The organism is Methylobacterium sp. 142-1Y (assembly GCF_057747795.1).
In genome coordinates, this window is sequence record NZ_CM173224.1 from 3,097,893 (window position 1) to 3,122,106 (window position 24,214).

A 24,214-nucleotide genomic window follows, 5' to 3' on the forward strand; every position below is an offset into this window, starting at 1 on the left:
GGAAACCCCCTTCCCTGCCGCAGGTCTCGTGTTGCTGCAGCGCGATCTCGTGTCGCGTGCCGTGCAGCAAACCTTCGGCCACGGCAGCATCGTGTGGCTGTGGAACGGCGATGTCGAGACGCCGGGACGAGCTTGAGCGTATGACTGACGCCGTGTTGCTATCCCGACACGTCTCACGGAAACGAGACTTGATTTTGGCGGAGCGGCCTGAAGCGAGTGTGAACGCTTTCGGGGTCGCCCGCAGGCCGGACCTTAGGATTAAGCAATGCCCTTGGGGAATGGCTAACCGTTAGGGCAGGGTTGCGCCAGGGTCCGACCTTCCGGAGTCTGACCTTCCGGCGGCAGGACGTCGCTCTTCCGGCGAATCGGCCGCGGGACCTCCCGGCACGGACGAGGCTCAATCCTCTCGCCACGCCGGCGACGTCATGATGGTGTCGCGGCCACCGGTGATGCAGGTGTGCCACGCTCGTTCTCCGCGCGCGGGCGCGCGGGAACCGGATGCGGCGGGACGGCTTCCCCGTGGGGAACCCGCGCCGCGGGCGCCCCTATAAAGGCGGCCGCCCGGCCGCTCAACCCCCCGTACAAAACTCGATCGCGCCCAATGCGGCGTCTCCCGAAAGCCCCGCACGCGCAGGAGCCCCGTATGACCGAGGACCCGAAGCCCGCAACCCTGCTGGCCGGCGAGCTGTGGTGGAAGGCGGGAATCGTCTACCAGGTCTATCCGCGCTCGTTCCAGGACACGAACGGCGACGGCGTCGGCGACCTCAAGGGAATCACCGCGCGGCTCGACTACCTGGCCTGGCTCGGGGTCGATGCGGTATGGCTGTCGCCGGTCTGCCGATCGCCGATGGCCGATTACGGCTACGACGTCTCCGATTACTGCGACATCGATCCCCTCTTCGGCACGCTCGCGGATTTCGACGCCCTGGTGGCCGAGGCGCATCGCCGCCGCCTGCGGGTGATCATGGATTTCGTGCCGAACCACACCTCCCAGGAGCATCCGTGGTTCCGCGAGAGCCGCGCGTCGCGCGGCAGCGCCAAGCGCGACTGGTACATCTGGCGCGATCCCGCGGCCGACGGCGGTCCGCCGAACAACTGGATCAGCAATTTCGGCGGGCCGGCCTGGACCCTCGATCCCGCGACCGGGCAATACTACTATCACGCCTTCCTGCGCGAGCAGCCGGACCTGAACTGGCGCAACCCGCAGGTGCGCGCCGCGATGATGGACGTGCTGCGCTTCTGGCTCGACCGCGGCGTCGACGGGTTCCGGGTCGACGTGATCTGGCACCTGATGAAGGACGAGGCGCTTCGCGACAATCCGGTCAATCCGGACTATCGGCCGGGTGAGCCCGAGATCAACAGCCTGCTCCAGATCCACTCCGCCGACCAGCCCGAGGTGATGCAAGTCATCGCCGAGATGCGAACGGTGCTGGAAGAATACGACGCCCGGGTGCTGATCGGCGAGATTTACCTGCCGCTCGAGCGATTGGTCGCCTATTACGGCGTCGATCTCTCCGGCGCGCACCTGCCGTTCAACTTCCAGCTGATCCAGACGCCCTGGCATGCCGGCGACGTGGCGCGGCTCATCGCCGAGTACGAGGCGGCCCTTCCCGAGGGCGGATGGCCGAACTGGGTGCTCGGCAACCACGACCAGCCGCGCATCGCCGCGCGGGTCGGCGACGCGCAGGCCCGGGTGGCGGCGGTGCTGCTCCTGACCCTGAGGGGCACGCCGACGCTGTATTACGGCGACGAGATCGGCCTCGGCCGCGTGCCGATTCCCCCCGAGCGCGTGCGCGACCCCTGGGAGCACAACGAGCCCGGCCGCGGCCGCGACCCGGAGCGCACGCCGATGCAATGGGAGCCCGGGCCGCAGGCCGGCTTCTCCACCGTCGAGCCGTGGCTGCCCCTCGACCCGCAGGCCCGGACCCGCAACGTCGAGACCTTGCGCGACGACGCGACCTCGATCCTGACCCTGCACCGCCGCCTGATCGCTCTCCGGCGCGACCATCCGGCCCTCGGCATCGGCGCCTACCGGGCGGTGTCGGTCTCGGAAAGCGTCCTCGTCTACGAGCGCCTGCACGGCGACGCGGTGATCCGGGTCGCGCTCAATTTCGGGCACGAAGCTTGCACGACCGAGGTGCCGCCCGGATCGGGCTGGGAGGTGCTGCTGTCGAGCGCCGGCGGCCGGCGCGGCGAGGGCCCGCAGGACGGGCATTTCGCACTCGCGGGAGACGAGGCGCTGGTGCTCGTCCGGTGCGCTCCGGGGGGCAGCGGCTGATCCGACCTTTACCCGCCTAAGCTCTGCGCTCCACGCGGCACAGCTTTGCGGACCGGCGAGAATCGGGATTTCTTTCTTCCGATCTACGTAAATTTTTCTTGCCGCCCGGCGCCGCCATGATATTGTGCAGTGCACTGGAACCTGGGCGGGAGTAGCGCGTTGTCGTGGCAGTACGCCGCGGTATCGTCCGCTCTTGATCCGTCCGGCTCGCGGCGTGGGGGCTCTTTCATGACATTTCCGGCGTCGGCACGGTCGGCTTCGCAGGCGCCGGCTCTGCCGTCTGGCGGCTCCCCGCGGGGAACCGTCGAGGGTTTGCGCGGCTCGCTCAAGCCGCGGATCCTCTACGCCACGCCGGAAATGGCGGATTTCGTCAAGACCGGCGGCCTCGGCGAGGTCGCGGCCTCCCTGCCCCGGGCTCTGCGCCAGCATTACGACGTTCGCATCCTGATCCCGGGCTATCGCCAGGTCGTCGACCGGCACCCCGAGATCACCGTGGTGGCCCATCTCGCCGGCAGCGCCGAGATGCCGCCCTGCGATCTCGGCCTGATCGAGACCGGCGACGGCCTGCCCGTCTACGTCATCCTCAATTCCGGCCTCTACGAGCGAGACGGCTCGCCCTACGGCGACCAGGGCGTCGACTTCCCCGACAACGACCTGCGCTTCGGCCGCCTCAGCCTCGCCGCTGCCGAACTGGCGCAAGGCGTCGATCCCGAGTGGCGTGCCGACCTCCTGCATCTCAACGACTGGCAGACGGCCCTGGCACCGGCCTACCTGGCCTGGCGGGGCTTGCGCACGCCGACGGTGCTCACCATCCACAACCTCGCCTATCAGGGTCTGTTCCCCTGGGAGAATCTCGGCCGCCTCGGCGTGCCGGAGAGCGCCTTCCACATCGACGGGGTCGAGTTCTACGGCAAGCTGTCCTTCCTCAAGGCAGGCCTGTTCTATTCGTCGCACGTCACCACCGTGAGCGAGACCTACGCCCACGAGATCACCACCCCGGAATTCGGCTGCGGCCTCGACGGCCTGCTGCGCACCCGCGCCCATCAGGGCCGGCTCGCCGGCATCCTCAACGGCATCGACGAATCGTGGGATCCCCGCACCGATCCTCTCCTCGCGACCCGGTTCGAGCCGGACGACTGGAAGGGCAAGCGCGCGAATGCCGATGCGGTCCGCACCCGCTTCGGCCTCGGCGTCTCGCGCGGGCCCCTCTTCGCCATCGTCTCGCGCCTCGTGCACCAGAAGGGCGTCGACCTGACCCTCGCGGCAGCCGAGTCGATCGTCGCCGAGGGCGGCCAGCTCGTGGTGACCGGCCAGGGCGAGCCGCGCTTCGAGGCCGCCTTCCTCGACCTCGCCCGGCGCCATCCCGGCTCGGTCGGGGTACGGGTCGGCTTCGAGGAGACCGACGCCCACCGCATGTTTGCCGGCAGCGACTTCCTGCTGATGCCGTCGCGCTTCGAGCCCTGCGGTCTCGCCCAGATGTACGCCCAGCGCTACGGCTCCCTGCCGATCGTCCACCGCACCGGGGGCCTCGCCGACACCGTCGAGGACGGCGTCACCGGCTTCCTGTTCGGTGAATCCTCGCTCAAGGGCCTGAGCGGCGCGATCCGCCGCGCCTTCGACGCCTTCGCATCGAAGCGCCGCCTCGGCGCGATGCGCCGCAGCGCCATGGCCCGGGAGTTCGGCTGGGACAAGGCTGCCGACGGCTATTCCTCGCTCTACACCCGGGTGATCGGCAACGGCGCGGATCTGATGCGCGGCCGCGCGGCGGCCTGATCAGGACCGGCATCTCGCCGCGCACGACGCGACCTTCATCGTTTTGCGCTCATCGACCCCGCGGTGCCGTCGGCACCGCGGGGTCGATCGCGTCCGGGACCTCGGGCGCAGGACCGCCCGAATCCGTCTCGATCGAGAATAGGTCTTTAATCCTATGTGCGGCGACGGTTCGATGCCGGGCCGTCGGGCCCCCTCGACGAGCAGTCGCGACTTGACAACTCTCCTTGCGTCAGCAAAACATGAATATGTGCTCATGTGTTGAGGAGTGGGTCGGCGTGCAGCCCCTGTCGCCCGGGCAGGTCACGGATGTGGCGGAGGTGTTCCGGCTCCTCGGCGAGCCGAACCGCCTGCGCATCGTACTCGCCTGCCTGGAGAGGGCCTGCACGGTCGGCGAGATCGGCGAGGCACTCGGACTCTCGCAATCGCTGACCTCGCATCACCTGCGCCTGCTGCGCACCGCCCGCATCCTGCGCGCGGTGCGCCACGGCCGGCACGTCGCCTACGCGATCGACGACGATCACGTGCGCGACGTGTTGCGCAACATGCTCGCCCACCTCACCGAGCCGCACGAGCACGGCCACCACACCCACGACGAGGAACCGGAACCATGACCAGCCCGACCACCGAAACCGTCAAGTGCGCCTGCGAGGATTGCGTCTGCGTGGTGCCCGCGGCGAAGGCCGTGTCCCGCGACGGCAAGGCCTTCTGCTGCGAGGAATGCGCCGAGGGCCATCCCCACCATGCCGGCTGCGACCACGCCGGCTGCACCTGCCACGGCTGACGCGACACCCGGGGGCGTGATTGCGCCCCCCACATGCTCTAAAGCCCCGACCATGTGCAACGCCCGGTTCCCCGGGCCGGAGATGGGCGGATTGCGATGATCGCGGGCTGGACGGTGGTACTGGCGGCCCTCGTCTACATTTGCGCCCTGTTCGCGGTGGCCCATTGGGGCGACGTGGCCGGGCGGACGCTGATGCGCGACGCGCGGGTGCGGCCGACGATCTACGCCCTGTCGCTCGCGGTCTACTGCACCTCCTGGACCTTCTTCGGCTCGGTCGGCCTCGCCAGCCATGCCGGTCTCGACTTCCTCACCATCTATGTCGGCCCGATCCTGGTGGTTGGCCTCGGGCATCGGCTGGTCGCCCGGGTGGTGCGGATCGCCAAGGCCCAGAACTCGACCTCGATCGCCGATTTCATCGCCGCCCGCTACGGCAAGAGCGAGCGCATCGCCGCCCTGGTCTGCCTGATCGCGGTGGTGGGGGCGGTGCCCTATATCGCCTTGCAATTGCGGGCGGTGGCGGCCTCGCTCCAGGTCTTCCTCACCGCCACCGACGGGGTCGGGGCGCCGGCCGGCATGCTGGGGGATCTCGGCCTGTTCGTGGCCCTGGTGCTGGCGGGCTTCGCGGTCGCCTTCGGCACCCGTCATGCCGACGCCACCGAGCACCAGGACGGGCTGACGCTCGCGGTGGCGCTCGAATCCCTCGTCAAGCTGCTCGCCTTCCTCACCGTTGGCGGCTTCGTGGTGGGCTGGATGCTGCGCGACCTACCGGCATCCTCGAGTGCGGTGCACGGCCTCGGAACGCTCGCCGGGCAGACCTCGGGCCCCGCCACCCTGATCGTGCAGACCCTGCTCTCGGCCGCCGCCGTGCTGCTGCTGCCGCGCCAGTTCCACATGGCGGTGGTGGAGAACCGTGCGGTCGCCGATGTCGGGCGGGCGGCCTGGACCTTCCCGCTCTACCTCGTTCTCATCAACCTGTTCGTGGTGCCGCTGGCGCTCGCCGGCCTCGCCCTCTTCCCGGAGGGCACGGTGCAGCGCGACATGACCGTGCTGGCGCTGCCCCTGCACGAGCGGGCCGACGGCATCGCGCTCGTCGCCTTCATCGGCGGCCTGTCGGCGGCGACCGCGATGGTGATCGTCGAATCGGTCGCGGTCGCCATCATGATCTCGAACCACCTCGTCATCCCGGTGGCGCTCCGCCGGCGCAACCTGGTGGCGGGGGCCCCCTCCCCCGAACCCGCTTCCCCGGATCTCGGCGGCTACGTGCTGGTGGTGCGCCGCATCGCGATCGTCGCGGTGGTGCTGGTGGCCTACGCCTATTCGCGGGTCGCCGGCGAGGTGGCGCTCGCCTCGATCGGGCTTCTGTCCTTCGCGGCGGTGGCTCAGATCGGCCCGGCCTTCGTCGGCGCGCTCTACTGGGGCCGCGGCACGGGCCTGGGCGCCGCCGCGGGGCTCACGGTCGGCTTCGCGGTCTGGCTCTACACGCTCCTGCTGCCGAGCCTCGTCACCGGGGACGGCTGGGGTGCCTCGCTCATCGCCGACGGGCCGTTCGGCATCGGTTTCTTGAGCCCGACCGCCCTGATGGGCGTCGACGACTTTCCCCGCCTCGTCCACGGAACGCTGTGGAGCCTCGGCCTCAACACCTTGGCCTATCTCGGCTTCTCGCTCCTGCGCGGGCCGAGCGCGATCGAGCGCCTGCAGGCCGAGGCTTTCGGGCATCAGGCCGGCCTGGGCGCGCCGAGCTTCCGGCTGTTCCGCAGCGCCGTGACCCTGGGCGAACTGCGCGCGACCGTGGCCCGCTTCCTCGGCGAGGAACGGGCGATACGGGCCTTCGAGGACTTCGCGCAAGGACAAGGCCGCGGTCCCCTGCGCGACGACGCGGTGGCGGGCCTGCCGGAACTGCGCCACGCCGAGCATTTGCTCGCCTCGGCGATCGGCGCCTCCTCGGCCCGGCTCGCCCTGTCGCTGCTCCTGCGCCGCCGCAACGTCTCGCCGAAGGCGGCGCTCAAGCTCCTCGACGACGCCTCGGCGGCGTTCCAGTACAGCCGCGATATCCTCCAGCACGGCCTCGATCATGCCAAGCAGGGCATCACGGTCTTCGACCGCGACATGAAGCTGATCGTCTGGAACCGGGCCTTCGCCGACCTCTACGACCTGCCGCCCGACATGATCCAGACCGGCATCGATCTCGAAGCCATCGTCCGCTTCAATGCCGGGCGGGGTGCCTACGGGGCCCGGGACGCCGACACGCTGGTACGGGAGCGCATCGCCGCCTTCCGGCTCGAATCCGGACCGCAGCGCCTGCGCTTGCATCCGAGCGGCCGGGTGATCGAGATCCGCGCCAATCTCCTGCCCAATGGCGGCGTGGTCGCGACCTATACGGACGTGACCGACATGGTCGCTGCCGAGGAGGCCCGCACCCGCCTCAACGAGGAACTGGAGACCCGGGTGCGCGAGCGCACCGAGGAGCTGACCCGCCTCAACGCCGCGCTGACCCGCGCCAAGGCCGAGGCCGAGGGGGCCAACGCCTCGAAGACCCGCTTCCTGGCGGCGGCCAGCCACGACATCCTCCAGCCGCTCAATGCCGCCCGGCTCTATGCCAGCGCGCTCGTCGAGCGTGACCGGTGCACCGACCCGACGCTGGCCGAGAACGTCGATGCCTCCCTCGACGCCGTCGAGGAGATCCTGACCGCGCTTCTCGAGATCTCGCGCCTCGATACCGGGGCGCTCCAACCCCAGCTGTCGATCGTGCGGGTCTCGGAACTCTTCCGCCAGGTCCAGCGCGAATTCGGCCCGATGGCGCAGGAGAAGGGCTTGAGGCTCACCGTGATGCCGTCGTCCCTGGCCCTGCGCTCGGACCGGCAATTGCTGCGCCGGCTCCTGCACAACCTGGTCTCGAACGCCATCAAGTACACGCCGCAAGGGCGCGTGCTCGTCGGGGCGCGGCGGCGCGGCGACCGGGTAGCGCTGATGGTGCTGGATACCGGGCTCGGCATCCCGGCGGGACAGCAGAAGCTGGTCTTCCGCGAGTTCCAGCGCCTCGACCAGGGCGCGCGGGTGGCCCGCGGCCTCGGACTCGGCCTGTCGATCGTCGATCGGACCGCGCGGCTCCTCGACCATCCGGTGAGCCTCGCCTCGCGGCCGGGCCGCGGCTCGGCCTTCTGCGTCGCCGTGCCGGGCGCCCCCATGCGGCCGGTGGTCGAGGCGCAGGGCGAGGCGCCGCGCCCGGCCACCGTGCCGCTCGCCGGATTGACGGTGCTGGCAGTCGACAACGAGCCGGCGATCGTCGACGGGATGCGGGTCCTCGTCGGCAGCTGGGGCTGCACCCTGCACACCGCCGGCTCGCTCAGCGAAGCCCTGGCCCTGGTGCTCGGCGGCCGTTTACGCCCGGACGTGATCGTGGCCGATTACCACCTCGACCAGGGCACCGGCCTCGACCTGATCGCCGGATTGCGGGCGGCGCTCGCCGCCGACATCCCGGCGGTGCTCCTCACCGCCGACCGCTCGCCGGACGTCCGCGACGCGGCGGGCGCCCAGCGGGTCCAGGTCCTGAGCAAGCCGCTCAAGCCGGCCGCGCTCCGCGCCCTGCTGACCCGGTGGCGCGACCAGAGGGCGGCCGCGGACTAGTTCGGGTCAGTGCCGCACCCACATCACCCGGGCCATCCAGGTAATCTCGGAGATCGGGACGATCCGGTCCGGCTCGCCGAGGACCGGCGCGCCGAGTTCGGCGGCCCGGGCGGTGCGCCGCTTCAATTCGGCGACCAGGATGTCGCCGCCGTCCAGGCACGTCACCACCCGGTCGCCCTTGCGGATCGCCGCGGTGGGGGAGACCACCAGGACGTCGCCGTCCCGGTAGAGGGGGGCGAGGACGCCGTTGCGCACCTCGATGGCAAAGCAGCGTTCCGGTCCGAGGCCCGGCAGGACCACTTCCTCGACGACGCTACCATTGCCCGGCAGGCCGTTGGCGCCGATATGGCCCGCCGCGGCCTCGCTGCCGATCAGCGGCACCGCGATGCGGGCATCCGCGCTCCGCGGCTCGATCAGGCACAGGAAATCGTCGAGGGTGGCACCGGTGGCCGCCAGGATCTTGGCGACCGATTCCGTCGAGGGCCAGCGCTTGCGCCCATCCGGGCTCACCCGCTTCGAGCGGTTGAAGCTCGTCGCGTCGAGCCCGGCCCGCTTGGCGAGGCCCGAGGCGGTCAGGTTGTTGCGCTCGGCGAGGTGATCGATCGCGGACCAGATTCGCTCGTGGGACAGCATGGGAGACCTGGCCTGACGCGGGGCGGTGTTCACCACTGAACTAACAAATGTAAACTACCGAACCCTCACCGAAAGGCAACGGGCGTTGCCGGCCCGTCCCGGGGCGGCTATCGCTCGCCCCCACCCCGCCGAGGAGGCTCGCGGCGTCCATGACCCTCATCTACAAGATATGCCCCGCCGCCCTGTGGCGCGACGCCGAGGCGGCCGGCCGGTTCGACGGCGCGGCGGTCGATCTGGCGGACGGCTTCATCCACTTCTCGACCGCCGCGCAGGCCCCCGAGACGGCCGCCAAGCACTTCGCGGGACAGGACAATCTTCTCCTGATCGCGATCGACGCGGAGGCGCTGGGGGAAGCCCTGCGTTACGAGCCGTCCCGCGGCGGCGCCCTGTTTCCGCATCTCTACGGCCCGTTGCCGCTCTCCGCCGTCCGGCACGTCGCAAAACTGCCGGCCGGGCCGGATGGCGTGCATGTTTTTCCAGATATCATAAGGGGTTGATCGTGCTCTCGGCCGTATTTCCGCTCGTTCGCCCCGTGTTGCAGGCCCTCGATGCCGAGACCGCCCACAACCTGACCCTGGGGGCTCTCGCGCGCCTTCCCCTGCGGCGCCCGCCAGTCGACGACCCCCGTCTCTGCGTAACCGTTATGTCGCGCCGCTTCCCCAACCCGGTCGGGCTGGCGGCGGGATTCGACAAGGGTGCGCGGGCGCCGGACGCGCTGCTCGGGCTCGGATTCGGCTTCGTCGAGGTCGGCGGCGTGGTGCCCCGGGCCCAGCCGGGCAACCCGCGCCCGCGGGTCTTCCGGCTGCCGGAGGACGGGGCGGTGATCAACCGGTTCGGCCTCAACAGCGAGGGGCTGGCGGTGGTGCGCGCCCGCCTCGAGGCCCGCCGCGGCCGGCCGGGGATCGTCGGGGTCAATATCGGGGCGAACAAGGAGGCGGCCGACCGCATCGCCGACTACGTCGCCTGCACGCGGGGGCTCGCGGGGCTCGTCGACTTCGTCACCGTCAACGTCTCCTCGCCCAACACGCCGGGCCTGCGCGATCTCCAGGGGGAGGCCTTCCTCGACGACCTGCTCGCCCGGGTGGTCGCGGCCCGCGACGAATCCGGGGCGGGAACGGCCATCCTCCTCAAGATCGCCCCGGATATCGGCCTCGACGGCCTCGACGCGATCACCGCCACGGCACGCCGCCGCGGCGTCGACGCGCTCGTCGTCTCCAACACCACCGTGGCCCGGCCGGCGAGCCTCGCGGCGGCGGCGAAGGGAGAGACCGGCGGCCTGTCCGGCCGACCGCTCTTCTCGCCCTCGACCCGCCTGCTCGCCGAAACCTTCCTGCGGGTCGGGGCCGCGCTGCCGCTGATCGGCGTCGGCGGGGTCGATTCGGCGGAGGCCGCCTGGACCAAGATCCGGGCCGGCGCGAGCCTGGTGCAGCTCTATTCGGCGCTGGTCTATGCCGGCCCGGGCCTGGTCGAGGAGATCAAGGCCGGGCTGGTACGCCGGATGGAGGCGGAGGGGATTCGGAGCCTGGCCGACGTCGTCGGGCGGGATGCAGAGGAGCTGGCGCGCTCGGCGTGAAGCGCCGACCTTACTGAAGGCCGCACCGTCCGAACCCTCTCCCCTCTGCGCAGGGCTGTCCGGGGAAAATTCTCGGGTAGGTGCTATGCCCTGCCACGCCGGAGGTGCTCCGGGAGCCGTCCGGTTGTCGAGACACGAGCATCCGGGCAGGACATGCACGCCAGCGATATCCGCTTCGTTCAGCTGCTGGGAGGATTCGATCGCCAGCAGATCGCCGAGGGCGTCGCGCGCCACGGCGCCGACGCCTACTACAAGCGCTTTTCCTCCTGAGACCGCTTGCTGGCGCCGATCTTCGCCAGCTCAGCCCGGCCGCCAGCCTGCGGACCCTGGAGGTGGCCCGGAACGCTCACGCGGCGGCCCATCGCCAACTCGGCACCGGGCCGCTGCGCCGCTCGACCCTCCCGGATGCCAACCAGCGCCGGCCGCTGGCGGTGTTCACCGAGACCTTCGGCGGCCTGGCCGGCCACCCGGCCCAACACCAACATGCGCCTGCGCGTGCGGACCCGCCGCCCCCTGCCGCCCAAGCCGAAGCGGGAGGGCGACGGCTTCACGCTGCTGGCCGACCACGCGGTCGCCCTGGCCAGCAAGGGTGATTCGCGCCTGGGCATGGGCACGGGCCGGATCCAGCTGCGCCGCCACTGTCCCGCGGGTGCCGATCCTTGCGCTTCGTCGACCTGCGGCGGCAGGGCTTGTTCGAGCCTCAAACCTGGACCGAGGTCACAGACCTGCTCGTACCAAGACAAACCGCGACACCGATCACGACCACGCGCTGCAGGAGAACGGACCGTGCCTCCTAGCTTCTCCGGACAGCCCTGCCGCCCGCGGGGAGACGGGAAACCCGCGTTCTTCTCGTCTCGAAAGTTCCCCTGACGAACCTGTATCCTACACGGACGGAGCGGGCGGGCACGGGCCCGCCCGCTCCGTCACCACCACCCACGCCGGATCGCCCCGGTCTCGCCGAAATAGTCCGGCGCCGGCTGCACCGCCGCCGGTTCCTCGGCCTCGGTCGCGGTGGCGACCGGACGGCGCGGGGCCGGACGGTGCGTGGGCGATTGATGCTGGGCGAGGTCGCGGCTCGGCCGCGGCGCGGCGCCGGGGGCCGTGGTGGGCTTGACTGTGGTGGGCTTCGGGCCGGCGACCTTCGGCTTGTGGCCGGCCTCGGGCGGCAGCGCCTCGTTCGAGAGGCCGAGCGCCACCTTCACCCGGGCATTGACGCCGTAGAGGTCGGGCAGGCTGCGCAGGGTTCCGTTCGCGTCGGCCTCCAGGGTGAAGTAGGCGAGGTGGACCGGGATTTTTTCCGGCAGCATCACGGTGCGCTCGCCCTTGCCGATCAGGCCTTTCAGCCGCTCGGTCGGCCAGCGCGGCCCGAGCACCACCTGCGCGAAGCGGAACGGATCGTCGACGCGCACGCAGCCGTGGCTCAGCGCCCGCTCGGAGCGGGAGAACAGGCTGCGGTTCGGCGTGTCGTGCAGGTAGACCGCGTGGTCGTTGGGGAACATGAACTTGATGAAGCCGAGCGCGTTGCGCTCGCCCGGCGGCTGCCGGATGGCGATGCCGTTGCCGCGCTTGACCACCTGGTAGCCGAGGCGGGCGGCGTAGTTGGGGTCGCGGGCCAGCCCCGGCAGGAACTGGCTCTTCAGGATCGAGGGCGGCACCGTCCAGGACGGGTTGACCACCGCGTAGGTCATCTCGCCGGAGAAGATCGGGGTCGGCGAATCGGGCTTGCCGACGATCGTGCGGGCCTCGTCGAGGACGCGGCCGTCGCGGATGACCCGCACCTTGAATTCGGGGATGTTGACGAAGACGTGGGTGCGGCCGAGATCGGCCGGCAGCCAGCGCCAGCGCTCCATGTTGGCGAGGAGATCGGCTTCCTGCCTGTCCGGCGCCGGGCCGGCCAAAGCCGCCACGGTCGCCGGATCGAGGACGCCGCTGGCCTTCATGCCGCGCTGGCGCTGGAAGCTCGCCACCGCCGTCGCCACGCCTTCGTCGTAAGCCGTGGCGTCCTGCGCACCACCGATCCCGAACCGGGCCCGGATCAGCGGCACCCGGGCGTCGCGCATGCCGGTCTTCAGCGCCGGGCCCTTGGGCAGGCGCACCATCGGCACGGCACGGTTCGGCTGCTGGGCGCGCAACGAGGCGAGCTTCGCCTTGAGGGCGAGGTAGCCGGGCTGGCCCGGATTGTAGGCCTGGAGCAGGGCGCCGGCATTTGCGCCCGCCGGGGTCAGGCGGGTCAGCACGGCGTCGGCGCTGGCCAAGTCGAGCTTGGGGGTGATGAAGCGCGACAGGCGCGCCGGGTCGAGGCGCCCGCCGCGGGCGTCGCGGGCATAGAGCACGGCGGCCGCCGAGAGCTTCAGGTCGGCTTCGGCCCGGTCGGCCGGCGTGGCGTGGGGCGGATCGAGGAGCGGGATCGGATAGGCGAGAGGATCGAGCCCGTCCTCGCCGGCCGCCTGCAGCCGAGCGATCACCGCCTTGGCGGCGTCAGACCAGCCGGTGTCGGTGAGCCAGACCGACTTGAACGCGCCGAGGGCGTAGAAGGCCTGCATCGCCTCGCGCTGCTTCGTGTTGAGGCGGCGGATCAGGCTGAAATTTGGGTCGGCGAGGCGCGCCGCCACCACCTCGGCGACGGGATCGCCGGGGGCGGGCGGGGGCAGGGCGGGCGCCGCGGCCTCCGTCGGAGCGGGGCCCGCATCCGCGGGTGCCGGCGCCGCCGTGCCGGGCAGGGCGGCGGGCTGGACCGGAGCGGCCTCCGGCGGAACGGAGGTGGGTTCGGCCGAGGCGGAAGCGGGCTTTGCCGCATCGCCGGCCTTGCCGTCCGCCGAGGGCGTCGGGACCTCCGGCTTCGTGACTTCCGACCTGGGGATCTCAGACCTGGGGACCTCCGGGCTGGGCTTTGCCGCGTCCGGGATCGTGGTGATCGCCGGAGGCGGCGTCGCGGTCACGCCCGCGACCGGCCCCGGCACCGCGGCGACGCCCTCGGCCCGCGCTCCCGGCAGGCCGGATTGCGCCGCCAGCAGCACCGCGAGGGTCGCTGCCGCGCCCGCCTTCCGCCCGGTCCTGCGCCTGGGAGCCATGGTCCTCTCCTCGAAGCCGCGGCCATCACGAGCGGCCACGCTGGTCAATCTAGACTAGTAAACACGTCGGCGCAGGCCGTGCCATCGCACGGCAGCCACACCCCGACGACATGCAACCGTGGGCGTTCGCGACGTGTCGTGGCGCACCGCGGCCTTGGTCGCGGTGCAAAACCGGGATCGGCGACCACGCTGCTCCGCCCAAAACCCGTCAAATGCGGTTTTCTTCGGACGAAGGCCCGTGCGGGCGCGAAGATCAGGCGGCGTCCTCGGCCTTCTCGTCGTCGAGGCCGAGTTCCTTCAACTTGCGATAGAGTGTCGAGCGACCGATGCCGAGGCGGCGCGAGACTTCCGACATCCGCCCGCGGTAGAATTGCAGGGCGTAGCGGATGATCTCACCTTCCAGCCCCTCCATCGTCTTCATCTCGCCGGTCTCCTCGGCGACGAGCGAGAGGGCGTGGGGATCGCGCACCTCGACGCGGACGATCTCCCGCACCGGCGCCGAAACGGTGCCGGGCTCGGGTTGGGCCGGGGCCGCGGGGATGCGCACGTCGAAGCCCTGGACCTGGGCGGCGATCTGCGGGAATTCCGCGATCGTCAATTCGTCGCCGTCGGCGAGCACCACGGCACGGAACAGCGCGTTCTCGAGCTGGCGCACGTTGCCGGGCCAGTCGTAGCGGGTGATCAGCGCCATCGCCTCCGCGGCGATGCCGCGGACCCGCTTGCCCTCCTCGGCGGCGAACCGGGCGCAGAACGAGCGGGCGAGGTCCGGGATGTCCTCGCGCCGGGCCCGCAGCGGCGGCAGGGTCATCGGGAAGACGTTGAGGCGGTAATACAGGTCCTCGCGGAAGCGGCCCTGCTTGACGAGGTCGAGGAGCGAGCGGTTCGTCGCCGAGACCAGCCGGATGTCGACCCGCACGCTCTTGCGCCCGCCGACCGGGTCGACCTCGCCCTCCTGCAGCGCCCGCAGGAGCTTCACCTGCGCGTCGAGGGGCAGCTCCCCGATCTCGTCGAGGAACAGCGTGCCGCCCGAGGCCTCGACGAACTTGCCGAGATGGCGCTCGGTGGCGCCGGTGAAGGCGCCCTTCTCGTGGCCGAACAGGGTCGATTCGACCAGGTTGTCGGGGATCGCCCCGCAATTGACCGTGACGAAGGGCTTGCCGCGGCGGTCGCCCGAGCCCTGGATGGCGCGGGCCAGCACCTCCTTGCCGACGCCGGATTCGCCCTCGATCAGCACAGGGATGTTGGACTTCGCCGCCCGCTCGGCGAGCCGCATCACCCGGGCCATGTCCGGGCTCTTCGAGGTGAGGTCGCGGAACGACAGGGCGCCCGACGCGCGCCGGCGCATCCGCCGGATCTCGTCCTGGAGCTGATCGACCTGGAGCGCGTTGCGGATCGAGACCTGGAGCCGCTCGGGGCCCGCCGGCTTGACCACGAAATCGACCGCGCCCGCCCGCATCGCGTTGACGACGGCGTCGATCGAGCCGTTCGCGGTCTGCACGATCACCGGCGTGTCGATGCCGGTCTTGCGCAGTTCGCCCAGCACGCCGATCCCGTCGAGGCCGCCCGGCATGGCGAGGTCGAGGAGCACCACGTCGATGCTGGAATCGGGGGCCCGGATGGCGTCGAGGCCCGCGGCCCCGCTCTCCGCCACCACGGCCTCGAACCCGAGGCGCCGCACCATGGCCTCCGCCAGCCGGCGCTGCACGGGATCGTCGTCGACGATGAGGACCGTGGTGGTCATCTGTTCTCCTCAGGCGGGACCGGCGCCGTGAAGCGCCGCCCGCAAAGCCTTGCCGTGTCCGGAGGCCTGCCTCGAGCGAGCCATCCGCGAATCACGCGGCTGTTTCGTTTCGAGCCGTATGCTGCGTCACAACCGTAAAGTCGCTCTTAACGCCAACGAGAGGTTCCCGGTCGGGAGACACAGGGAGGCCTTGCGCGGCAATCGTGGCCGGCTCGGTTGATCGCGGGGCCCTCGGGGCCGATATGTCCCCCTCACCGCTTTTCCCCGAGAGGAACATCGTCCATGCCGCTGAGTGCCGCCGCGCCGTCGGACAGCGCCCTGAGCACCGCGAAGGCCACGGCCCGCGCCGTCGATCTCGGGCCGCTGCCGGAATGGGACCTGTCGGACCTCTATGCCGGCCTCGACGACCCGGCCTTCGCCGCCGACCTCGACCGCGCCGAGGCCGAGTGCCGGGGCTTCGCCGAGAGCTATCGCGGCCGTGTCCGGGACCTCGTCGCCGGCGAGGACGCCTCCGACCGGCTCGGCACCGCGGTCGCGGCCTACGAGGCGATCGAGGACCGGCTCGGCCGGCTGATGTCCTATGCCGGCCTCGTCTATTCCGGCGACACCACCGATCCGGCCCGCGCCAAGTTCTACGGTGACACCCAGGAGCGCCTGACCGCGGCATCGAGCGACCTCCTGTTCTTCACCCTCGAGCTCAACCGGGTCGAGGATGCCCTGATCGACGCGGCGGCCGCCCATCCGCCCCTCGCCCGCTACCGCCCCTGGCTCGAGGACATCCGCCGCGAGAAGCCGCACCAGCTGAGCGACGAGGCCGAGAAGCTCTTCCTCGAGAAGTCGGTGACCGGGCGCGCCGCCTGGAACCGGCTGTTCGACGAGACCATCGCGTCCTTGCGCTTCCCCCTGCGCGGCGAGGAGCTGACGCTGGAGCCGACCCTCAACAAGCTCCAGGACCCGGACGAGACCGTGCGCCGGGACGCGGCCGGCGCGCTAAGCACCGTGTTCCGGTCGAACCTGCGGGTGTTCACGCTCATCACCAACACGCTCGCCAAGGACAAGGAGATCTCCGACCGCTGGCGCGGCTTCACCGACGTGTCGGATGCCCGCCACCTCGCCAACCGGGTCGAGCGTGATACCGTCGAGGCCCTGGTCGCCGCCGTTCAGGCGGCCTATCCGCGCCTGTCGCACCGCTACTACAAGCTGAAGGCGCGGTGGTTCGGGCGTGACGATCTCGCCTACTGGGACCGCAACGCGCCGCTGCCGAAGGTCGAGCAGCGCACGATTCCCTGGGCCGAGGCGCGCGAGACCGTTCTGTCGGCCTACGGCGCCTTCTCGCCGAAGATGGCCGAGATCGCCCGGCGCTTCTTCGACGGCGGCTGGATCGACGCGCCGGTGCGGCCCGGCAAGGCGCCGGGCGCCTTCGCGCACCCGACCGTGCCCTCGGCCCACCCGTTCGTGCTCGTCAACTACCAAGGCAAGCCGCGGGACGTGATGACGCTCGCCCACGAATTGGGCCACGGCGTGCACCAGGTGCTGGCTGGCCATAACGGGGCGCTGATGGCGCCGACGCCGCTGACGCTCGCCGAGACCGCCAGCGTGTTCGGCGAGATGCTGACCTTCCGCCGCGTGCTGGAAGCGACCACCGAGCCGGTACAGCGCCGGGCGATGCTCGCCGCCAAGGTCGAGGACATGATCAACACGGTGGTGCGCCAGATCGCGTTCTACGCCTTCGAGCGCAAGGTCCACCTCGCTCGCCGCGAGGGTGAGCTGACCGCCGACACGATCAACGCCCTGTGGATGTCGGTGCAGGCGGAGAGCCTCGGGCCGGCGATTCGGCTCGACGAGGGCTACGAGCCGTACTGGGCCTATATCCCGCACTTCATCCACTCGCCGTTCTACGTCTACGCCTACGCCTTCGGCGACTGCCTGGTGAACTCGCTCTACGGCGTCTACCAGCGGGCGAGCGGCGACTCCGTTGCGGAACAGGCCTTCGTCGAGCGCTACTTCGCGCTGCTCGCGGCCGGCGGCAGCCAGCCCTATGGCGAATTGCTGGCGCCGTTCGGGTTGGACGCCCGCGACCCGGCCTTCTGGCAGATCGGCCTGTCGATGATCGAGGGGATGATCGCGGAGCTTGAGGCGATGGAGGCTTGAGCCGTCATCGAACCGTCGCGCCCGGCCCCTAGCGACGGTGGCCGGGTGCGGCGGCGTCCCGGTCGTTCCCCTTCAGATGGGTGGGACGACAAGGACGCCCGATGCCGCCCCTCCTCAGCGACGAACCCGCCCTTCCGGGCCTGATCTGGGCGATGCGGTTCGACGCGACGGGAAACGGACGGTTGGTCGGACCCGGCGAGGAGATCCCGGCCCTCGGCCGCTTCGGCGAAGGCTTCGTCTGGCTCCACGTCAACCTCAACGACGCGCGGGTGCCGGCCCTGATGGCGGAGGGGCGCCTCGGCCCGCCGGACCTCGCGGCGGCGGCCTTCGCCAGCGATCCCCACCAACGGGTCACGATCGAGGACGGCCAGGTCGGCGGCGTCATCGCCGACCTCACCCGCGACGCCGACCTGACTCGCGACGCGGAGGCATCCGCCGCGCCGGAGCGCCTGCCCGACGCCGCCGGGCGGCTGCACTTCGTGCTCGGACCGAACTACCTCGTCAGCGGGCGCCGGCACCCGATCGTCGGGCCCGACGCGGTGCGCGAGGCGATCGCCGAGGGCAGGGCGTTGCCCGGACCGGTGGCGCTTCTGGAAACGCTGATCGGCCGGGTCGCGGCGGCGATCGGTGCCCGGGGCGCGACCTTGTCCGAGCGCCTCGACGGGATCGAGGACCACATCCTCGACGAGCGCATCCGCGACGAGACCCGCCAGCTCGGGCCGATCCGCCGCGACGCCGTGCGGCTGCACCGCCAGCTCAACGGCCTGCGGGCGGTGTTCCACCGCCTGGAGGACGATGGCGAGGACTTGGCCGACGAGACCCTGGAGGCGGCCGCCCGCATCGCCCAGCGCCTCGACGCGCTGGATCGCGACATGGTGGTGCTGGCCGAGCGCAGCCGGCTGCTGCAGGAGGAGCTGTCGGGGCTGCTCGCCCGCCAGTCGAACCGCCAGCTCCACACCCTGTCGATCCTCACCGCCCTGTTCCTGCCCCCGACCCTGGTCACCGGCCTGTTCGGCATGAACACCAAGGGCCTGCCGCTGGCCGAGTGGGAGGACGGCTCGACGGTCGCGATTCTGGTCGCCGTGATGTCGGCGGCGGCGGCCTTCCTGCTGATCCGCCGCCTCGGGCTCGGCGGGCAGAAGGGGTGATCGCTCAGGCCGCCTTGCGGCGCCCTGACAGCTCCGCCACCGCGATCCCGCCGAGCACCAGGGCGAGGGCTGCGGCCTCGACGAGGCCGAAGGATTCGCCCACCAGCCCGACCGCCAGGATCGCCCCGAAGACCGGGACAAGGTTGTTGAACAGGCCGGCGCGGTTGGGCCCGATCGTCTCGACCCCGCGCATGTAAGCGAGCTGCGCCACCAGCGATGGCCCGAGCGCCGTGAAGGCGATCAGCGACCAGCCGGCGGCACCGGGCCACAGGATCCGGCCGGCCGCCCACTCGCCGATCAGCAGCGGCATCGAGGTCGCCCAGGCGGCGATCGCCATGGCGGCGAAGAAGGCGAGGCCGGGCACCGCCGGCCGCGACGGGAGGGCGACGGTGTAGCCGGCGTAGAACAGGCAGGCGAGCAGCACCAGGAGGTCGCCGCGATTGAAGTCGAGGGCGCGCAGCCGCGCGAGGTCGCCGTGGCTCGCCACCAGCACCACGCCGGCCAGCGTGACGACCGAGCCGACGATCTGGCCGGGCCGTACCGCGACGCCGCGGACGAGGAAGTTGAGGAGCAGCACCAGGACCGGGATGGTGCCCTCGATCAGCGACAGGTTGACGGCGCTCGTCAGCGCGCCCGCCTCGTAGGTCAGGGCGTTGAAGCCGGTATAGCCGACGCCCCCCATCAGCAGGATCATCGGCCAATGCGCCAGGAGGGCGCGCCGATGCGCCCAGGTTTCGCGCCCGGCGACGAGCGCGATGGCGGTGAGCGCGATCGACCAGCGCAACGCCACGAGGGCCTGCGGCGAGACGAGGCCCACCGCGACCTTGCTCGCCACCGCGTTGCCGGCCCAGAGGAACGTCGCGAAGGCGAGCAGCGCGTAGGCGGCCGCGGCCGAATGGCCGTGTTTCACCGCCCCTACGCCAGGGCCATCAGGAAGCGCTCGATCAGCTCCAGGGCCCGCTGGGTCATGGCCAGCTCGTAGCGGATGAAGACGTGGCAGCCCCCGGTATAGACCGAGGTGTAGCCGCCGTTGTTGGCCGCGGCCCAGCGCATCGACATGAACAGGGTGTCGTCGAGGAGCGGATCGCGGGTGCCGACCGAGAACAAGGCCGGCGGCAGGCCGGCGAGGTCGGCGTAGAGCGGCGACACGTCGGGCGAGCGCCGGGCGACGCCCTCGGGCACGAAGCCGTCGGCGAAGCGGCGTATGTCGGTGGAGTTGAGGACCAGGCGCTCCTCGCCCCAGTTGCGGGCGCTGGCGGTGACGCCGAGGTCGTAGAGGCCGGAAAACAGGTTGGCGCCCCGGAACGCCTTGGGCAGCCGGTGGCGGTCGCGCAGGCGCAGCAGCGTCATCACGCTCAGATGCGCGCCGACCGATTCGCCGCCGATGGTCAGCGCCTCGACCCCGAACAGCTTGCGGCCCTCGTGGTAGAGCCAGAGCGCCGCCGCCTCACAATCGTCGATCGGGGCCGGATAGGGGTATTCCGGCGCCAGCCGGTACTCCACCGAGACGCAGACGAAGCCGCAGCGCTCGGCGATGCGCTCGAGCCAGGGGTCCTGCTCGTCGGCGCCGCCCCAGACCCAGCCGCCGGAATGGATGTGCAGGTAGGCGCCCCGGGCCTTCCGCTGCGGCCGGATCACCCGGAGCGCCAGCGGCCCGCCGGGCCCGGGAATCGTGATCGTCTCGGCCCGGGGGCTGTGCGGCATCGCCGGATAGGCCAGGCTGCCGCGCCGGCGGCGTTCGCGCACCTCCGCCACCGGCATGGACCAGGGGTCCGGCGCCTTCGCCTGGGCGGCGATGATCTCCCGGTTCAGGCGCTCGGCGTCGGGATCGGCTTTCGCCGGGTCGAAGATCGCGTGGTCGATCATGCTGGGGGTATCAATCTCGCGGCGCTGCGCCGCCGGCGCGGGGCGGCGGAGCGTCTCGGGGTTGCGGGCGGGTCACCATCCTGCCCGAATGGTACGGCGGACATCTTGGGTTATTCCGCGAAGGTTGCCATCTCAGGTCCGGATTGCCAAACGGTGCAATGCGCCGGGCCGCGCCGGGTTTCGTCAGGGATGTGACAATCCCGCAACGTTCGGATACCGGATTCCGCAACGGCAGGGTCGCGAGGACGCATGAGCGAGCAGAGATTTCACCGCCCCTTCGGCGGGCAGGCACCGCACGGCCAGGAACCCTTCGGCCAGGGCCCCGGCGGCTACGATCCGGGCTACCGGGACGACCGGCGGTCGAACCTGAACCGCTTCCTCGGCGGCTCGCCGGGGGCGGTGCTGGTGCGGCTGGTGTTCCTGTCGCTTCTCGTCGGCGCCGGCATGGCGATGATGGGGGTGACGCCCGGCCTGCTCTTCGCCCAGGCCTACGAGACGATCCACTCGCTGATCGCGCTCGGCTTCGACACCTTCCACGATGCCGGCCGCTGGTTCATCGCCGGGGCCGTCGTGGTGGTGCCGCTGTGGTTCCTCTCGCGCGTCTTCGCCCGCAGCCGCTGAGTCGCGATGCATCCCGCCGCCCCGCAACGCCCCGGCGCGAGTCCCGAGGTGACGCACCGGCGCATACTCGCGCTCGCCGTGCCGATGACGCTCGCCAACGTCACGACGCCGCTCCTCGGGCTCGTCGGGACGGCGGCAGTGGGGCGGCTCGGCGACGCGGCGCTCCTCGGGGCTCTCGCCCTCGGGGCGGTGGTCTTCGACTACCTGTTCTGGACCTTCGGGGCGCTGCGCATGGCCACCGCCGGCCTCACCGCGCAGGCGGCCGGGGCCGGCGACGGCCTCGAGATCGACCGGACGCTTGCCCGGGCGCTCGCGGTGGCACTGGCGGTCGGCCTCGCCATGGTGGTGCTGCAAGGCCCGCTCGGGGCGGCCTCGCTCCGGCTGTTCGGCGCAAGCCCGGCGGTGAACGCGGCGCTCGCCGGCTATGTCGGCATACGGATCTGGTGCGCGCCTTTCACGCTGGCGAACTACGCCATCCTCGGCTCGACCCTGGGGCGCGGCCGCACCGATCTCGGCCTCGCCCTCCAGGTGGCGATCAACGCCGTCAACGTCGCGCTCACCCTCCTGTTCGTCCTCGGCCTCGGGGCCGGCGTCGCCGGGGCGGCCCTCGCGACTTTGCTGGCGGAGGTGGCCGGCACGGCTTTGGGGCTCCTGGTGCTGCACCGCCTCGGCTCGCGGCCCTGGCGGGTACCCCTGCCCGAGATCTTGGAGCGGACCGGCCTCACCCGGATGCTCTCGGTCAACGGCGACGTGATGGTGCGCACGCTCGCGCTCATCACCGCGCTCGCCCTGTTCACCGGGCTCGGCGCCAGGGCCGGCGACGTGACGCTGGCGGCCAATGCGGTCCTCCAGAACCTCTTCCTGATCGGCAGCTTCTTCCTCGACGGCTTCGCCACGGCCGCGGAGGTGCTGTGCGGCCAGGCGCTCGGCGCCCGCGACGAGGGCGCCTTCCGGGGCGCGGTGCGGCTCTCCCTCGGCTGGTGCCTCGGCTTCGCGCTGGCGGTCTCGGGGCTCTTCCTCAGCCTCGGCGGGCCGTTCATCGATGCGGTCACCAGCGCCCCGGAGGTCCGGGCCTTCGCGCGCGACTACCTCGTCTTCGCCGCCCTGACGCCGCTCGCGGCGGCGGCCGCCTTCGCGTTCGACGGCATCTATATCGGGGCGACCTGGACCCGGGCGATGCGCAATCTGATGCTGGCGGCGCTCGCGGTCGATGCCGCGATGCTGGCGGCGACGCGGGACCTCGGCAATACCGGGCTCTGGCTCGCCATGCTGACCTTCCTGGCCGCCCGCGGCCTCGGCCAGGCGCTGCTGTATCCGCGGCTCGCGACGGCCGCGTTCCCGCAGCCGCGGGTCGGCCCGCTGACGGAGGCGACGCGATGATCTCAGGAGGATGTCGCTGCGGCGCCGTGCGATTCGAGGCCGACGGGGAGCCCTGGAACCTCACGGTCTGCCACTGCGAGGATTGCCGCGGCGCCACCGGCGCGCCGATGGTCGGCTGGCTGACCGTCAGGCGGGAGGCCTGCCGCTTCACCGCGGACCCGGCCTGGTTCCGCTCGAGCCCGCGGGCGGCGCGCGGCTTCTGCCCGTCCTGCGGCACGCCGCTCGCCTACCGGGCCGACGCCTTGCCCGACGAGATCGACCTGACGCTGGCGAGCCTCGACGATCCCGAGCGGTTCCCGCCGCGCGACCACGTCTGGGTCTCCCGCCGCCTGTCCTGGGTCGCCCTGCCGCCCGGGCTGCCGGCCTATCCGCGGGCGCGCGGATCCTGACCGCCCCGCTCACCCAGCTCAACCCCCGCCGCACGAGACGATGCCCGCATGACGATGGCGGACCCGACCGCTCACCCTGAGATCGATGGGCCGTCCATTGATGGACCGTTCTTGCGGTCGCGCGCCGTCGACGACCCGGCGGCCTGCACCTTCAACCACACCATCGACCTGCCCGGGCACGGCACCATGGCGGGAGCCTGGGACTTGCGGGCCGGGCTCGACGCGTCCCTCGGCCACGTCGCGGTGGCGGGCAAGCGCGTGCTCGATTTCGGCGCCACCAGCGGCTTCCTCGGCTTCGCCATGGAAGTGCGCGGCGCCGAGGTGGTGTCCTACGACTTCGCCGGCGGAGCCTGCTGGGAGATGGTGCCCTACCCGGATTTCGAGCGCGCCGTGATCGCGCCGGAGATCCGCAACCATCTGCGGCGGTTCGAGAACGCGTTCTGGTTCTCGCATGCCGCCCTCGGCTCGCGGGCGCGGCGGGCCGGCGGCTCGCTCTATGGCGTGCCGGAGGCGATCGGCCCGGTCGACATCGCGGTGCTCGGCAACGCGCTGGCACGCCTGCGCGATCCGTTCCGGGCCCTCCACGGCGCCCTGCGGCTCACCCGCGAGACCGTGGTGGTGACCGAGATGCTGCCGAAGTCGCTGCAATTCCTGCGCTTCCTGCCGCGCAGCATCGGCCTGCCGCTTTTCCTCCTGCCCCGCAGCGACCAGCGGATCCGCTTCGATGCCTGGTGGACCATCGCCCCGACCACGATGCAGGAACTCCTGGCGATCCTGGGTTTCGGCGAATCGACGGTGACCTATCACCGCCAGACGCTGCTCGGGCAGAAGCGGCTCTGCTACACGGTGGTGGCGCGACGGACGGAGCCGACGAATCCGGAATTGTGAGGGGTCTCGCATGGTCGGGAGATGCGCGCCCGAACCCTCCCCCCTCTGCGGCAGGGCTGTCCGGGAAAAAAGAATGGCGCGGGAAATCCCCTCTCCTCCCCGCGGGCGGGAAGAGGCCTGATCTCCGAAGGGGCTCAGGGAGCCGGGAGGGCGGGGTGAGGAGGTGCTGCCGCAGGAGCCTCACGCGTCGAGACCCCCTCGCCCTCGCCCTCGCTCCGGCCGCGCCTCCGGCTTGCTGCGTCGTCCGAACGGAGACACAGCCCTCTCCCCGCGGGCGCAGGGCTGTCCGGAGAAACT

The 24,214-nt window shown here is 71.3% G+C and carries 18 protein-coding genes; 13 read left to right on the top strand and 5 right to left on the bottom strand.

Going from position 1 to position 24,214, the window contains the following annotated elements; all coding sequences use genetic code 11:
* Window positions 1-643 precede the first annotated feature (643 nt).
* The 5 genes from AC3AOF_RS14055 (at window position 644) to AC3AOF_RS14075 (ending at window position 8,456) form a co-directional block, all read left to right on the top strand.
* Window positions 644-2,278, top strand: a complete 1,635-nt coding sequence (locus AC3AOF_RS14055; RefSeq protein WP_442919276.1) for an alpha-amylase family glycosyl hydrolase — start codon at window positions 644-646, stop codon at window positions 2,276-2,278.
* Between the two features lie 228 nt (window positions 2,279-2,506).
* On the top strand, window positions 2,507-4,051 hold the full coding sequence (gene glgA / locus AC3AOF_RS14060; RefSeq protein WP_272913274.1) for a glycogen synthase GlgA: 1,545 nt from the start codon (window positions 2,507-2,509) through the stop codon (window positions 4,049-4,051).
* A 275-nt stretch (window positions 4,052-4,326) separates the two neighbouring features.
* A complete protein-coding gene (locus tag AC3AOF_RS14065) occupies window positions 4,327-4,662 on the top strand; it encodes an ArsR/SmtB family transcription factor (RefSeq protein ID WP_488348850.1) in 336 nt (111 codons plus the stop codon).
* A complete protein-coding gene (locus AC3AOF_RS14070) occupies window positions 4,659-4,832 on the top strand; it encodes a metallothionein (RefSeq protein WP_236990219.1) in 174 nt (57 codons plus the stop codon). Before AC3AOF_RS14065 ends, AC3AOF_RS14070 begins: the two co-directional genes overlap by 4 nt.
* Window positions 4,833-4,928: 96 nt before the next feature.
* Window positions 4,929-8,456, top strand: a complete 3,528-nt coding sequence (locus tag AC3AOF_RS14075; RefSeq protein ID WP_488348851.1) for a NahK/ErcS family hybrid sensor histidine kinase/response regulator — start codon at window positions 4,929-4,931, stop codon at window positions 8,454-8,456.
* Between the two features lie 6 nt (window positions 8,457-8,462).
* Here AC3AOF_RS14075 and AC3AOF_RS14080 read toward each other — a convergent pair whose 3' ends face one another.
* On the bottom strand, window positions 8,463-9,089 hold the full coding sequence (locus AC3AOF_RS14080; protein ID WP_236990217.1) for a S24 family peptidase: 627 nt from the start codon (window positions 9,087-9,089) through the stop codon (window positions 8,463-8,465).
* A gap of 149 nt (window positions 9,090-9,238) precedes the next feature.
* On the opposite strand from AC3AOF_RS14080, the gene AC3AOF_RS14085 reads away from it, so the two are divergent.
* Together AC3AOF_RS14085 and AC3AOF_RS14090 are read left to right on the top strand one after the other, a co-directional pair.
* Entirely contained in the window at window positions 9,239-9,586 is a 348-nt protein-coding gene (locus tag AC3AOF_RS14085) for a DUF952 domain-containing protein (protein ID WP_236990216.1), read from the top strand.
* Between the two features lie 2 nt (window positions 9,587-9,588).
* Complete coding sequence (locus AC3AOF_RS14090; RefSeq protein WP_236990215.1) at window positions 9,589-10,662, top strand: quinone-dependent dihydroorotate dehydrogenase; 1,074 nt, start codon at window positions 9,589-9,591, stop codon at window positions 10,660-10,662.
* 923 nt (window positions 10,663-11,585) lie between these two features.
* Here the strand turns inward: AC3AOF_RS14090 and AC3AOF_RS14095 are convergent.
* Together AC3AOF_RS14095 and AC3AOF_RS14100 are read right to left on the bottom strand one after the other, a co-directional pair.
* On the bottom strand, window positions 11,586-13,733 hold the full coding sequence (locus AC3AOF_RS14095; protein WP_236990213.1) for a L,D-transpeptidase family protein: 2,148 nt from the start codon (window positions 13,731-13,733) through the stop codon (window positions 11,586-11,588).
* A gap of 253 nt (window positions 13,734-13,986) precedes the next feature.
* Window positions 13,987-15,474, bottom strand: a complete 1,488-nt coding sequence (locus AC3AOF_RS14100) for a sigma-54-dependent transcriptional regulator (RefSeq protein ID WP_488348852.1) — start codon at window positions 15,472-15,474, stop codon at window positions 13,987-13,989.
* A 282-nt stretch (window positions 15,475-15,756) separates the two neighbouring features.
* Here AC3AOF_RS14100 and AC3AOF_RS14105 point away from each other — a divergent pair, with 282 nt between their 5' ends.
* Window positions 15,757-17,625 (top strand): M3 family oligoendopeptidase, encoded by a 1,869-nt coding sequence (locus AC3AOF_RS14105; protein ID WP_236990211.1) that lies wholly within the window; start codon window positions 15,757-15,759, stop codon window positions 17,623-17,625.
* 101 nt (window positions 17,626-17,726) lie between these two features.
* On the top strand, window positions 17,727-18,773 hold the full coding sequence (locus tag AC3AOF_RS14110) for a transporter (RefSeq protein ID WP_236990210.1): 1,047 nt from the start codon (window positions 17,727-17,729) through the stop codon (window positions 18,771-18,773).
* A gap of 4 nt (window positions 18,774-18,777) precedes the next feature.
* Here AC3AOF_RS14110 and AC3AOF_RS14115 read toward each other — a convergent pair whose 3' ends face one another.
* Together AC3AOF_RS14115 and AC3AOF_RS14120 are read right to left on the bottom strand one after the other, a co-directional pair.
* Window positions 18,778-19,683 (bottom strand): DMT family transporter, encoded by a 906-nt coding sequence (locus tag AC3AOF_RS14115; protein WP_488348853.1) that lies wholly within the window; start codon window positions 19,681-19,683, stop codon window positions 18,778-18,780.
* 5 nt (window positions 19,684-19,688) lie between these two features.
* Window positions 19,689-20,639: an alpha/beta hydrolase gene (locus tag AC3AOF_RS14120; RefSeq protein WP_236990208.1), complete on the bottom strand. Its 951-nt coding sequence runs from the start codon at window positions 20,637-20,639 to the stop codon at window positions 19,689-19,691.
* A gap of 249 nt (window positions 20,640-20,888) precedes the next feature.
* On the opposite strand from AC3AOF_RS14120, the gene AC3AOF_RS14125 reads away from it, so the two are divergent.
* From AC3AOF_RS14125 to AC3AOF_RS14140, 4 genes are all read left to right on the top strand, one after another.
* Window positions 20,889-21,260 (top strand): DUF6460 domain-containing protein, encoded by a 372-nt coding sequence (locus AC3AOF_RS14125; protein WP_236990207.1) that lies wholly within the window; start codon window positions 20,889-20,891, stop codon window positions 21,258-21,260.
* 6 nt (window positions 21,261-21,266) lie between these two features.
* The gene (locus AC3AOF_RS14130; protein ID WP_236990206.1) at window positions 21,267-22,640 is read left to right on the top strand and encodes an MATE family efflux transporter; all 1,374 of its coding nucleotides are present in this window, start codon (window positions 21,267-21,269) and stop codon (window positions 22,638-22,640) included.
* 26 nt (window positions 22,641-22,666) lie between these two features.
* A complete protein-coding gene (locus AC3AOF_RS14135; protein WP_488348854.1) occupies window positions 22,667-23,029 on the top strand; it encodes a GFA family protein in 363 nt (120 codons plus the stop codon).
* Between the two features lie 111 nt (window positions 23,030-23,140).
* On the top strand, window positions 23,141-23,917 hold the full coding sequence (locus tag AC3AOF_RS14140; protein ID WP_488348855.1) for a class I SAM-dependent methyltransferase: 777 nt from the start codon (window positions 23,141-23,143) through the stop codon (window positions 23,915-23,917).
* The last annotated feature ends 297 nt before the right edge of the window (window positions 23,918-24,214 follow it).